The organism is bacterium (assembly GCA_019912885.1).
Taxonomy (GTDB): Bacteria; Lernaellota; Lernaellaia; order JACKCT01; family JACKCT01; genus JAIOHV01.
This window is the reverse complement of the sequence record JAIOHV010000068.1, coordinates 1-12729: the sequence shown is the minus strand read 5'-3', so window position 1 is coordinate 12729 and position 12729 is coordinate 1. Positions and strand designations below refer to the sequence as shown.

10 protein-coding genes, 1 tRNA gene and 1 pseudogene are annotated in these 12729 nt (G+C 64.6%); 5 read left to right on the top strand and 7 right to left on the bottom strand.

Features of this window, described 5'->3' with window-relative positions:
• Positions 1-586: hypothetical protein (locus K8I61_05730; protein MBZ0271514.1), on the bottom strand; the 586-nt coding region annotated here is incomplete at its 3' end.
• 200 nt (positions 587-786) lie between these two features.
• On the opposite strand from K8I61_05730, the pseudogene K8I61_05725 reads away from it, so the two are divergent.
• From K8I61_05725 to K8I61_05715, 3 genes and pseudogenes are all read left to right on the top strand, one after another.
• Positions 787-1219, top strand: a pseudogene (locus K8I61_05725) (virulence RhuM family protein).
• A gap of 37 nt (positions 1220-1256) precedes the next feature.
• Positions 1257-2165, top strand: a complete 909-nt coding sequence (locus K8I61_05720) for an alpha/beta hydrolase (protein MBZ0271513.1) — start codon at positions 1257-1259, stop codon at positions 2163-2165.
• 86 nt (positions 2166-2251) lie between these two features.
• Positions 2252-3538, top strand: coding sequence for a hypothetical protein (locus K8I61_05715; GenBank protein ID MBZ0271512.1), 1287 nt, complete (start codon positions 2252-2254; stop codon positions 3536-3538).
• A 111-nt stretch (positions 3539-3649) separates the two neighbouring features.
• Here K8I61_05715 and K8I61_05710 read toward each other — a convergent pair whose 3' ends face one another.
• On the bottom strand, positions 3650-4105 hold the full coding sequence (locus K8I61_05710) for a YaiI/YqxD family protein (protein ID MBZ0271511.1): 456 nt from the start codon (positions 4103-4105) through the stop codon (positions 3650-3652).
• Positions 4106-4364: 259 nt separating this feature from the next.
• Entirely contained in the window at positions 4365-6251 is a 1887-nt protein-coding gene (locus K8I61_05705; protein MBZ0271510.1) for a hypothetical protein, read from the bottom strand.
• Positions 6252-6443: 192 nt separating this feature from the next.
• Here K8I61_05705 and K8I61_05700 point away from each other — a divergent pair, with 192 nt between their 5' ends.
• A complete protein-coding gene (locus K8I61_05700; GenBank protein MBZ0271509.1) occupies positions 6444-7358 on the top strand; it encodes a DUF1801 domain-containing protein in 915 nt (304 codons plus the stop codon).
• A 60-nt stretch (positions 7359-7418) separates the two neighbouring features.
• Here the strand turns inward: K8I61_05700 and K8I61_05695 are convergent.
• Positions 7419-7492 (bottom strand) — tRNA-Pro (locus K8I61_05695).
• Between the two features lie 95 nt (positions 7493-7587).
• The gene (rpe, locus tag K8I61_05690; protein MBZ0271508.1) at positions 7588-8253 is read right to left on the bottom strand and encodes a ribulose-phosphate 3-epimerase; all 666 of its coding nucleotides are present in this window, start codon (positions 8251-8253) and stop codon (positions 7588-7590) included.
• 274 nt (positions 8254-8527) lie between these two features.
• Between rpe and K8I61_05685 the strand changes: the two genes are divergently transcribed.
• The gene (locus K8I61_05685) at positions 8528-10084 is read left to right on the top strand and encodes a trypsin-like serine protease (GenBank protein ID MBZ0271507.1); all 1557 of its coding nucleotides are present in this window, start codon (positions 8528-8530) and stop codon (positions 10082-10084) included.
• A 229-nt stretch (positions 10085-10313) separates the two neighbouring features.
• On the opposite strand, the gene K8I61_05680 is transcribed toward K8I61_05685, so the two are convergent.
• Together K8I61_05680 and K8I61_05675 are read right to left on the bottom strand one after the other, a co-directional pair.
• On the bottom strand, positions 10314-11450 hold the full coding sequence (locus K8I61_05680) for an alkane 1-monooxygenase (protein MBZ0271506.1): 1137 nt from the start codon (positions 11448-11450) through the stop codon (positions 10314-10316).
• Positions 11451-11528: 78 nt separating this feature from the next.
• Positions 11529-12729, bottom strand: a 1201-nt coding sequence (locus K8I61_05675) for a 3-oxoacyl-ACP reductase (GenBank protein ID MBZ0271505.1), incomplete at its 5' end; no start/stop codon positions are given.

Sequence of the window (12729 nt, the reverse complement as noted above, 5' to 3'; positions counted from 1 at the left end):
GCAGGCGGCGCGGGCGCGAGAGCCGCTCGAGCATCGCGGTCGGCGATTCCTCGCGCGGCGGCGGTGTCGTTCGCGGCGCCAAGAGATCGGCAAGCGATGCGGCAAGCGCGGCCTCGTCCGTGCCCGCCGGCACGAGCGGCGTCGCGGCGGCGGGCGAGATCACAAGCAGATCCGGATTCAACAGCGCGGCGGTCGCGGCGACGCGCGCAAGTTCGCCGATCGTCCAATCCGGCGCGGCTAGATGAAAGACCTCAAGCGTCAGCCCCTTCGCCTGCATCGCCGCGCGCCCGGCCATGTCGTGCGCGAACGGGTCGTCCGACGCAAACCCCGGCGGCGGCGCACCGACGAAAATCACGCGCGTCACGCCGTCGGATTTCGATACCGGCACGCGGATATCCGTACCCGGCACGATCGCGGTGTTGCCCTTGATCTCCACAAGCCCTTCCGCGCCGCTCGACGGCCCGAGCGACGACAAAAACGGCCGCGCGACGAAGATCAGAAACCCGAGCAGCGAAATGTTCAGGAGGATGTTCAGCCAGATGCCGCGATGGCTGCGTTGAGGCCGGTTGGGGCGATAGGTCGTCATGCGCGGGCGAGTCTAAAACGCACGCGCGCGGCGCGAAAGAGAGGCCCGGCTTCTATTGCGTCGATGCCGTTTTTCGATAGATTCGGCCCTATGCCACATCCCCTTTTTCCGCTCGACCGCGACGTGATTGGGCGCGGCAAGCAACGTGACCTGGCCCGGACGTTCACGATAGCGCGCCGGTTGCAACGGTAAGGGTCTCGATGAGTCGACCGCCCGCCGAAAGTTCCGACGTCAAATCGGATCTGGTCATTTATCGGACCGAAGACGGCGGCAGCCGCATTCAGGTACGCCTCGAAAACGAATCCGTGTGGTTGACGCAAGCGGCGATGGCGGAGCTTTTCGAGACCACCTCCCAAAATATTACGCTCCACCTGAAAAGCATCTACGGCGAGCATGAGTCTCGACGAGGCCGCAACTTGTAAGGATTACTTACAAGTTCGCCAAGAAGGCGCCCGCCAGGTGCGCCGCACGCTTAAGCACTACGATCTCGATGTAATCCTCGCCGTCGGTTATCGCGTCCGCTCCCCACGCGGCACGCAATTTCGCCAATGGGCGACGGAAAGGCTGCGCGAATATCTCGTCAAGGGATTCACGCTGGACGACGAGCGCCTGCTGTCCGCTCGTTTCTGTTAATGTGCGTTGTCGCCCGCATGGCGGCACGAGGTGACGCATGGAAACGATCGGCAAGGCGCACGAAACCGCGGTCGCGGACACGACCATCGCCTGGGGCGAGATGGGCGAAGGCGATCCGCTCATCCTCCTGCACGGCATCCAGGACACGCACCGGGCCTTCCGCCGCATCGCCCCGCTTCTCGCGCGGCACTTTCGCGTGCTGATGCCGGACCTGCCCGGCCACGGCTATTCCGGGCGGCCCGACGCGCCCTACACGCTGCCGTGGTACGCGAACGTCATCGCGGCGTGGATGGACGCGATCGGCGTGCCCGCCGCGCATATCTGCGGGCATTCGTACGGCGGCGGCATCGCGCAGTGGATGGTGCTCGATCATCGCGAGCGCATCGACCGGCTCGCGCTCGTGTCCGCGGGCGGGCTCGGGCGCGGCGTCGCACCGGCCATGCGCCTGGCGACCTTCCCCCTGCTGGGGCCGATGTTCACGCCTGTTGTCATGCGCGTCGCGATTCCGGCGTACGTGCGTCTTGCGCCCGCGTTTTTCGGCAACATGGAACGCGACGAGCAGGATCGCTTCATCGCGATGAGCCGCATCCCCGGATCGGCGCGCGCGTTTCAGCGCACGGTGGACGGCGTCATCAACCTGTTCGGGCAATACATGCAAACGACGCACCGCGTGGCGGAGGTGGAACGCATGCCGCCGGTCGCGCTGTTCTGGGGCACGAAGGACCCGGTCATCCCGGTGCGCCACGGCCGCGACGCCGTCAAGCGCTCGGAGGGCATCACGCTGACGGAATACAAGGGCTGCGGCCACTTCAGTCATCTCGACGCGCCCGAAGCCTTCGCCCGCGACCTGACCGAATTTCTGCTTGACCCGGATCGGCGGCCGGCGCGGTTTTTGGTGGAGGGGAAAAACGGGCGGAGGTGGATTCTGAGGTTGCGAAAAGGGTGATCGCTTTGCATCGCTCTTGCCTCATTGACATTTTTCTATAGAAATCGTCGAGACCTCACGAACCCCTCTCGCTGCCGGAAAAATTCATGACCGCGCGAACGCACGCATTCTGGATCGTTCTTATTACCATGGCCTTCGCCGCGTTCGCCTTCATCCCGGCGACGGCCGGCTGCGGCGGAGACGATGACGACGACGATGATGACGTCGATGACGATGACGCGACGGACGATGATGTATCCGACGACGACGCCGACGACGACGCCGCGGACGACGACGAAAACGCCGTTTACGATCCCGCCGACTGGGGTCCGTACCTGGTCGGTAACCGGCGATTCATCTTCACGGACACGTCGCGCGTCGATGGGCCTTCGCGCGGCTTTAGGACGCTGCTGACGGAGATCTGGTATCCGGCGGATAACGCGGCTGAAAATCTGCCGCCTGATACGGTCGGGTCGTTTCTCGAGAACTGGAAAGACCTCATCCTCGCGGCGCTCGGGCTTCTCGGCGCCGGCGACGACGAACTCGACAACGTCAACGACAATACGCGCTCGGTCTTCAACGCGCCGATCCATTCCACCGGCGGCCTGTTCCCCGTCGTGCTGCTCTCGCACGGCAACCAGTCGCTGCGTTTCGCGCATTGGACGCTCGCGGAATATCTCGCGAGCCACGGGTACGTCGTCGTGTCCGCGGATCACATCGGCAACGCGATCTTCGTGACGCTGCCGGATCGGCTTGCGATCTACAGCATCCTCCATTACCCGTTCGCCCTCGACGCGCGCATCGGCGACATGGCGTTCCTGGCCGATACGGTGGAGCGGTTGAACGCCAACGACCCCGAGGGCTTCTTCACCGGCAGGCTGAATACGCACGCGCTCGGCGCGGTCGGCCATTCGTTCGGCGGCTGGACCGTTTTCGATTGGGCGCAGGCCGACGGTCGCGCGCGGGCGGTCGTCGACATGGCCCTTCCCGTCGATCCGGCGGATTTCGATTCGGACGCGGCGCTGATGCTGATGTCCGGCGGCGAGGATCGGACCGTCGATGAATGGCATCCGGTGTCAGACGGCGGCGCCAATCCGTCCGACGGCGTTTATATCGAGATCCTGGACGCCGGGCACTACACGTTCAGCAACGCGTGCTTTCTGTTTCCCACGATCGCCGGCGCCGGCGACGGATGCGGCGAGGGCAAGCGCGGCGGCGACGGCGAGGCGTTCGACTACATCGACCCGGCGCTCGCGTTCGACATCATGAACAGCTACATCACCGCGTTTTTCGGCTACCACCTCAAGGGACAAGACGACATGCTCCCCGCCCTGACCACGAACCGCTATCCGGGCGAGATCCTGCACCGCGTCGCGCCGCCGGACGCTCGCTGACGCCCTGGGAGCGCAGGCAGCCGGGCGCGCCGAAGCCTTGGCGAAGGCGGGTCCCGCCTGCTTAAATCGCGCCCTGGAAGGGCGTTCCTACAACAGGTCACGACGAACAGCTCACAACGATTCGCGCAGCGCCGCCTGAATCGTCTCGTGCAGTTTCGATGAGAACTTCGAGCGGTCGTTCTTCGCCAGGGGCGGCGGGCCACCGGTGATGGCGCCGGCCATGCGCAGGTGATCCATGAGATCGCGCGTGGCCATCTGACCGCCGATGGTGTCGCCGGTGAATTCGCGGCCGCGCGTGTCGATGACGCGGGCGCCGCGTTTCAGGCACCGGTCCGCAAGCGGGATGTCGCCGGTCACCACCACGTCGCCCGGCCCGGCGCGCTCGGCGATCCAGTCGTCCGCCACGTCCGGCCCGCGTTCGACGATCACGGAGCGGATGCGTTCATCGAGCGGCGTGTTCATGAATTTGTTGCTGACGACAAACACCGTCAGCTTGTACTTCGCCGACGCGCGATAGATCTCGTCCTTGACCGGGCAGCCGTCGGCGTCGATGTAGATGGCCGTCATGCGGCGAGCCTACGGCGAGAAGTGACGGGAGAGAAGCGTAAACGACGATTGAGGATTGAGGATTGAGGATCGAGGATTGAGCACGGAGGATCGAGGATCGAGGCGCGACTCGTTCGCGGTTGTCACCCTGAGCGAAGCGAAGGGCCTCCGTGGTTGGCCGGCGAGATTCTTCGCTTCGCTCAGAATGACAAGCACTCGGCATGACAAGCAATCGGCATGACAACGGCGCGAAGTTGTCACCCTGAGCGAAGCGAAGGGTCTACGTCCGTGCCGGAAAAGACGATGCGCGCTCGAGCGACGGCCCCAACTCGCAATCGCGGTTCGTCACCATCGCGTGTTCGTCGCGGCCGCCCGCATCCAGGCCAAGCACGCGCGTTGCCAGATTGCGGGCGTTGTCGGCGAGACTCTCGGCGAGCGCGGACGCAAGGCCGGTAAATCGCCCGCCCTGCAAACGCAGCGCGTCGAGCGTGTGGTGGCCGGGGGGCGTCGATACCGTCGCGGCGCGTTGCGATGACCTTCCGGACTTCCGGACTTCCGGACTTCCCGACTTTTCCATTCGGTGCTCCACGCGCAACAGCCCCGGCTGCTGCAGAAATCGCGCGGCCATCAGCGCGCGCGTCGCGAGATACATCGCCGGGGTTGCCTCCATCGTGATGCGCTCCTTGACGCTCATCGCGCCGGTGGCGTCGATGACGTCCGCGCGCATCCGCCGCGCTTCCTCGCGCACCGCGGGCGATCCGAAAAGCTCCACCGCGCGCGTGAGCGGGAGCGTCGTACGGACCTTGTCGCGCAGGCGCTCGGCGCGCGCGGCGAGGAGCGGATTTTTATCGCCGCGCAGGTTGCGGTATCCGGCAAGCCAGGACTTCGCGAGGCGCAGCGGCGTCGGCCCGAGACGCGCGAAGTCCGCGCGATAAAGCTCGCGCTGGATCTCCTCGACGCGGCCGGGATTGGCGAAGCGCGGGTGCTGGAAGTGCATCGAGAAGCCGTCCCACCGGCGCAGGTCCGGCGCGTCGCGATACAAGGCGCGGTAGCGTTCTTCCTGAACGACCTGCCGGTGAAACGGTGTGCCGGGAAACGCGAAGTAGATGAGGATTTGCACCATCGCCGGATCGAGCGCCATCAGGTCGTCAAACTCCGCGCGGATCTCGGCCTCGTCCTGATACGGGAAGCCGATGATCATCGACGTGAGCGTCGCGCAGCCGACCTCGCGCAGGTCGCGGTAGAGCTCGGCGATCGGCAGGCCCTGCTGCTTCGCGTATCCGGCGCGCTTGCCTTCGAAGGCGTTCCAAACGAGGTCGAAACCCATCTCGGCGATCTCGCGGGCGGTGAACTGCGAGAGCCCGCGCACGCTGCCGAATCCCATCAGCGAAAACGAGTGTCCGCCCTCCCGAACGCGCGCCAGAAAATCGAGCGCGCGCCTTTTTTGCAGGAAGAAATCCTCGTCGATGATAACAAACGAGTCCATCGGCACACCGTCGGCCTCGGCGCGGGACTGCGTCGAAAGGAGCGCGTCGTAGATGTCGCGCCCCGTGGCGCAGATCGGCACGTAGCGGCGCTCGAAAAAGTGCGATGTGCAGCAGAAGTCGCAGCCGTTCGGGCAGCCCAGCCCGCTCGTGACGTGCCCCACGACCGCCGCGCGCTGATACGACAGCACGGACGTCGCCGGGACGGGCGCGTGCGGATTTTTGATCGGCGCACCGGGGTTTTCGCCAAGCAGCCGTCGCATGAAGCCGATGCCCTCTTCACGGCAGATCGCATCGGCGAACGGCGCGAGGATATCGTCGGGCAGCACGGTGCCGTAGCCGCCAAGGATAATCCTGGCGCCCGGCGCATGCTCCCGGATTAGGCGCGACATCGCGCGCACCTTGTGGAACGTGGCGACGACGAAGTTGATGGCGACGTGCGTGTAGTCGCCGGCGCGCAGCTCGCGGATGAACTCGCGCCGCGACGGGTAGTGCATCACCACCGCGGGCGCCTGGATGTTTTCCGCGATGTAGTCGAGCGACCACACACGGATCGTCTGACGAAGGCTGAACGGACCTTGCGCTCGCGTGACCTGTGCGTGAAACAGCTCGGCGCCGACGGAGTCGCCCTCCCCCGGCCCGCCGAACGGCCGCATCACGCTCGCCAGCAAGACCTTCGCCATCACGCACTCCTGTCGGGATTCGTGGGCTTGCTAACACATCGGTCGTGATCGAACAACAAGGCGAGGCCGGCGCGCGGCGACAACGGTCCCCCTCTCGACATCGCGCGGCCACGCGCTTATGAAAACCAAAATGCGGGGCGCGGCCGCGGTCGTGACCGGCGCGGTTTTCAATCAATCCCTGGAGAAAACGCGATGCCAGAAAAAAAGTCCTTGGCGAAAAAATCCGCCGCGTCGTCAGAGCGCAGCGGCGCGTCCAAAGAGATCCAGGCGAGGCTCCGGGTACCGGGCGGCTGGCGGAGCGAAACGCTAGCGAGGGTGCGCGGCCTCGTCATGCAAGCCGCACCCGACATGGTCGAAGAGATCAAGTGGAGAAAGCCGTCGAACCCCGACGGGGTTATCGCGTGGTCCAACTCCGGTCTCGTATGCACGGGCGAGACGTACAAGGACAAGGTGAAACTCACGTTCATGCACGGCGCCGCGCTAAACGACCCTGAGGGCTTGTTCAACGCCGGTTTCGGCGGCGGCACGCGGCGGGCGATCGACATCCACGAAGGGGAGACAATCGACGCGGGCGCGTTCAAGGATCTCGTGAAGGCGGCCGTCGCGAAAAACCGCCCGACGGCGAAATCCGCGAGGGGGACAAAAGCCATGACGGACAAAAACGCCCACGCAAAAATGGCGAGAAGCGGCGCGGCGAAAGCGAAAACGGTGAAATTGCTGTCCGGCGGCAATCCGCAGATCGCCAAGGCCGAGGGTGACGCGCCGGTGCAGACATACATCGCGGCGGCGCCAGGCTGGAAGTCCGACGCCGCGCGCCGGCTCGACACGCTCATCGAACGCACCGTCCCCGGCGTACGCAAGGCGGTCAAATGGAACTCGCCCTTCTACGGCGTCGAGGGCCAGGGCTGGTTCCTCGCGTTCCACTGCTTCACGAAGTACATCAAGGTGACGTTTTTCAAAGGCGCGTCGCTCGATCCCCTTCCCCCCGTGGAGTCCAAGGACGCGAACACGCGCTACATCCACATCCACGAAAACGAAAAGCTCGACGAGAAGCTCCTGGCAAGCTGGATCCGGCAGGCGGCGAAGTTGCCCGGGTGGATGGCGTAGCCTTCGCCCAAAAAGGAAAACGGCCGGTAAATCCGAGGACTTACGGGCCGTCGTCTGAAGTCGGGATGACTGGATTTGAACCAGCGACCCCCTGGTCCCGAACCAGGTGCTCTACCAGGCTGAGCCACATCCCGGAAATGTCGATCGTCGCACCAAAAACAAACGCGCTCGGGAGGCGCGCCGCGTTGCCAATTTTCTTTGACGCCGCGAAACCGGCCCGGGTTTCGCGTCAGGTTTTCGCCAACGCCGAGCGCATCGCTTTGATCGCCGCGGCGTAGTCTTTCGTATTAAAGATCGCGTTGCCGGCGACAAACGCTCGGCAACCGGCACGCCCCAGCGCTCCGATGTTGTCCGCGCCGACGCCGCCGTCGGCCTCTATTAGAACGTCGAGTCCCTTTTCGTCAATCATTGCGGCCAGGCGCGCAATGCGTTCGACCGATCCTTCGATGAACTTCTGGCCGCCAAATCCCGGATTGACCGTCATCACCAGGACGTAATCGACAAAACGCAGCACCTCGTCGAGCGAGGAAAGCGGCGTCGCCGGATTGATGACGACCCCCGCCTTCTTGCCCTCGGCGCGAATTGTCTGGATCGTCCGGTGCAGGTGGTAGCCCGTCTCGACGTGCACGCTGATCATGTCCGCGCCCGCCTCGGCGAACGCGGGGATGTAGCGATCCGCGTTTTCGATCATGAGATGCACGTCAAACGGGAGCTTCGTCACCTTTCGCAGCGATTTGACGACCGGCGGGCCGATCGTGATGTTCGGTACAAAGTGACCGTCCATGACGTCCACGTGGATCCAGTCCGCGCCCGCGGCTTCGACCGCGCGGATCTCCTCGGCCAGCCGGCCAAAATCCGCCGAGAGAATCGACGGCGCAATGATGAAATTGGGCATACGGCCCCTCCCTCCGGGTGCGCATCATAGGCTGAAAAGTTAGATGACTGGAAGGCTGGAAGGCCATCGCAATTTTCACCGCAAAGACGCGAAGTGCGCGAAGATCGCGAAAAAATCTTCGGTTTGCCTTCTTTGCGTTCCTTCGGCTGCACTCAGGACATACTTTGCCGTGAACAAAGTCGTTTGACTTTCCCGCGAATCACCGGAAAATACTGCCTGCTATTTTTTGGGGCGAGCGGAGGGTTTTGACATGCGGCCAGGGACAAGAGCAACCGTGGGGATTTTTGCGTTCGTCGCCTTTGCGACGGGCTTTTTTGTTTCGGGCGCGCACGCGGCGTCGGTGGCCGATTATCGCGTCGATCCGGATGTGCTGGCCGTCATCGAGGCGCAGGCCGTACCGATCGATTTTCCGGATGTCGATCCAATGAGCATCGCGCTCGAACCGGAGACGCTCGTTTATCGATACGACCCTCTCTCCGTCGATCGCGTTTTCCCCGACGCGGGGCCGATCTATCCGCCGCTCGAAACCGCGGACATCGCGAAAGCCGGCGGACACCAGCAGATCGACGACACGACGCAATATCCCTACAGCACCGTCGTGAAGCTCTACATGAAAAACGGCGATTTCTGGGGCGCGTGCTCCGGGTCGTTCATCTTCAATACGCGCACCGTCCTCACCGCGGGGCACTGCGTTTGGGACAACGACAACGGCGGCGGCCTCGCGGAGGAGATCATCGTCATACCCGGGCTCGACGAGAACAACGAGCCGTTCGAGGCGCGCTACGCCGTGAACTGGGCGACCAACAGCAGTTGGTCGAATTTCAGCGACTACACGCGCGACTGGGGCGTGATCGAGGTGGCTCCCTATTCGGGTACGGGTTTCCTTGGCGCGTATCACGATGACTCGAATTCCTGGTACACGAGCCGGCAGTTCGATACGGCGGGCTACCCGAGCGATTCGGGCTATCCCGGCGACGAGATGTGGTGGGACACAGACAGCGTTGAGGACATCGACTCGCGCATGATCCAGATCGACTACAAATTCGGTACCTGGCCGTATTACTGCATCCCAGGCCAGAGCGGCTCGTCGATTTATCACAACGCCGGCGGCGGCGCGTACAACACGATCGCGGTGCTGACGCTCGGAAGCTGCCACGGCGTTTTGCTGCTCGACAGCATCCAGGATTTCGTCGAGGAATTCGCAAACTGCAGCGGGTGCGTCATCGACGGGCAATGCTGGGACAACGGCGACGTCAATCCGGACGACATCTGCCAGCAATGCAACGTGGCGAGTTCGGGATCGAGCTGGTCGCCCGCGAACGCCGGCGCTTCGTGCAACGACGGCAAGTTCTGCAACGGGCAGGACACGTGCAGCAACGGCTCGTGCTCAAATCATTCCGGCGATCCTTGCGGCTCGGGCAAGGAGTGTTCCGAAACGCAGGACCAGTGCGTCGATGAGGGCACCGGCGGCGACGACGATGATGATGATGACGACGACGATGGAGACGACGACGACGGCGAGAAGCCGTGCGCGGACGTGCTGACGACGATCTACACCGACTGCGATCTCGCAATCATGTCCTCGGGCGAGGCGCTCGACGGTGAGACCGCCTTCGAGATGTGCAAGGACGACAGCGGGCCGTGGGATTGCATCCGCGAGTGCATCGACCATCCGAACGTGGACGACTGCACGTCATTCGCCGCGTGCCTGTCCGATCGATGCAACGTGACGACGAATGGGAAAGCCGGCGGCTCGGACGATGACGAGGTGGACGCGGACGACGATGACGACGATGACGACGGAGGCGCGTGCGGCGGGTGCGGCTGCTGAGGGATTGAAGATTGAAGATTGAGGATTGAAGAATGAGGATTGAAGAATGAGGATTGTCGCGCCGCTCGGTGAGGCCCAATCCGCGGCGATCAGAGCCGCGACCGTAAGGGAGCGGTCAGTCACGCATCGCGCTGCTGATTGATCCATACCGCTATGCCGAACTGGGGTTCGGCGTTCCCAGGAACGCGGCGCGACGTTTCGCGCCCCTACCGCATCGTGCGGATCGCGACTACGCCTGCGCGGTCTTCGCGAAATCCTCTTCGCTTTCGGCCTTGTACGCATCCTGCATCGCGCGGAAGCGTTTGACCTTCGGGTCCATGACCTTGAACCACGCGGGCGGGACGAGCGCGAGCAGCACCATGCCCGCGTAGCCGGTGGGGAGCTGCGGGCTTTCGTCGAAGTGCCGGAGGATCTGGTAGCGGCGGCCGGGCGCGGCGTGGTGGTCGGAGTGGCGCTGGAGGTGGAACAGGAAGTAGTTCGTCATCCAGTTGCTCGCGTTCCAGGAGTGGATCGGCGTGACGCGCTCGTATTTGCCGTCCGCGATCTCGCGGCGCACCAGGCCATAGTGTTCCAGATAGTTGACGACCTCGAGCAGCGAAAACGCGACGACCGCCTGCACGAGGAAGACGCCAAGCGCGATCGGGCCGAACACGACGCCGATGCCGGCGGCGAGCGCGGCTTCGTACACGACGCCCATCAGGATCTGGTTGTGGATCGACCACACCGGCTTTTTCATCCTCGCGAGGCGGCGCAGCTCGATCTCCCACGCGCTTTTGAACGTGCCGATTACGGTGCGTGGCCAGAAGCGGTAGAACGACTCGCCGAGCCAGGACGTCGCCGGATCCTTCGGCGTCGCGACGTGAGCGTGATGGCCGTAGACGTGCTCGATCGCCCAATGCGTGTAGCAGACGGTCCAGAGCATCATCTTGCCCAGGCGCCGCTCGAAGCGGTTGTCGCGGTGGATCAGTTCGTGCGAGACGTTGATGCCCATCGTGCCGCCGGTGATGCCGAGCGACACCGCAAGGCCCGCGATCTCGATCCACGACAGCGCGTAATGCGACACGGCTCCCATCGCCCAGAACGTGAGCGCCACCTGCACCGGCGCGCACGCCCAGGTGATGTAGCGGAACGTGCGGTTGTTCACCAGGTCGGCCTCCTCGAACCCTTCCGGATTTTTCTTGTCGATGCCGAGGATCACGTCGAGCAGCGGCACGATGCCGAACGTCCAAAGGACCGTGGAGAACGTGAACCATCCGCCGGTGTAGAATCCGGTCACAACGGTCATCGGTAAAAAGAAAATCACCAGAAACGGCACGGGGCTGATCTTCGCGCCCGGTATGCTTTCGGCGTGCGTGTTCGCGGTCATGACGCCCTCACCTCCTGCGGTCTTTTCGAAATTTTACGACCATTTCCCTGCCGGCGCGCCGATTTGCGCGACGAGTGTTTACGCTCCCACAAGATTTCCGCCGCAGACGCGGATCACCGCGCCGGTCACGCCGACCGCGCCGGGCGACGCGAGAAACGTGATGACCTCCGCCACATCCTGCGGCTGCCCGCCCTGCGAGAGCGCGGCGATGCGGCGGGCGACCTCGCGGTTGGCCGCGGGCATCGCGGCGGTCATGCGCGTTTCGATGAAGCCGGGCGCGACCGCGTTCACCGTCGTGCCCTCCGGCGCGAGCCGCGCGGACAGATGCCGCACCATACCGATGACGCCCGCCTTCGCGGCGGCGTAATTCGTCTGCCCGCGATTTCCCGCGATGCCGGCGATGGACGACAGGCACACGACGCGCCCGCCCTTTCGCAGCGTTCCCTTCATGAGCGTTTCCATGATGCGCAGCGGCGCGCCGACGGAAACGTCCACGGTCAGCCGCCAGGCCTCCGGCTTCATGTTCGCGATCGTCTTGTCGCGCGTGACGCCCGCGTTGTGCACGATGATATCCACGCCCCCGTGCGTTTCGCGCAGATACGCGTCGAGCTTATTCGGCGCGTCCGGCGCGGTGACATCGAGCGCGAACGCCACGCCGCCGATCGCCTTCGCGGTTTTGTCGGCTTCGGCCAAATCGTCCGGGCGATCCACGACGACCACCGTCGCGCCTTCTTCCGCGAGACGCCTTGCGGTTTCGGCGCCGATGCCGCGCGCCGCGCCGGTGACGACGGCGACCTTGCCGGCCAGCGGTTTCACATCGTGCAGGTCCTTGCCGGCGCCCGCCGTCGCGGTGACGGTAACGGGAAACGCCTGGCCGGTGACGAACGCGCTGCGCTCGGAGGCGACGAATCGAACCACCGCGCCAAGGCGCGCCTCGGCGCCGGGTTCGACCGTGACGAGATTCGCGGTCGAGCCGTTGCGTCCGACTTCCTTGGCGAGGCTGCGCATGAAGCCGTCGAGCGCCTGCGCCGCGGCGGCCGCGGGCGTCTCGCCCAGAAGCTGAGGCGGGCGGCCGATGACGACGATGCGCCCGCACGCGTCGAGATGGCGGATGAAGCCGTGAAAAAATTCGTACGCTTCCTCGAGCGCCGCGGGGTCGGCCGCGCCGCTCGCGTCATAGACAAGGATGTCCGCGGCGAACTCCGGCGGCACGGCATCGGGCGGCACGGCCGCGAGAGCGACGCCGGACTTGCCGCGCGTCGAGAGCGACGCGGCGAAC

Coding starts and splice junctions, on each gene's coding strand:
- K8I61_05700 (MBZ0271509.1), top strand. CDS start 6,444: ATGCCAGAAAAAAAGTCCTTGGCGAAAAAATCCGCCGCGTCGTCAGAG.
- K8I61_05680 (MBZ0271506.1), bottom strand. CDS start 11,450: ATGACCGCGAACACGCACGCCGAAAGCATACCGGGCGCGAAGATCAGC.
- K8I61_05705 (MBZ0271510.1), bottom strand. CDS start 6,251: ATGGCGAAGGTCTTGCTGGCGAGCGTGATGCGGCCGTTCGGCGGGCCG.
- K8I61_05710 (MBZ0271511.1), bottom strand. CDS start 4,105: ATGACGGCCATCTACATCGACGCCGACGGCTGCCCGGTCAAGGACGAG.
- K8I61_05720 (MBZ0271513.1), top strand. CDS start 1,257: ATGGAAACGATCGGCAAGGCGCACGAAACCGCGGTCGCGGACACGACC.
- K8I61_05715 (MBZ0271512.1), top strand. CDS start 2,252: ATGACCGCGCGAACGCACGCATTCTGGATCGTTCTTATTACCATGGCC.
- rpe (MBZ0271508.1), bottom strand. CDS start 8,253: ATGCCCAATTTCATCATTGCGCCGTCGATTCTCTCGGCGGATTTTGGC.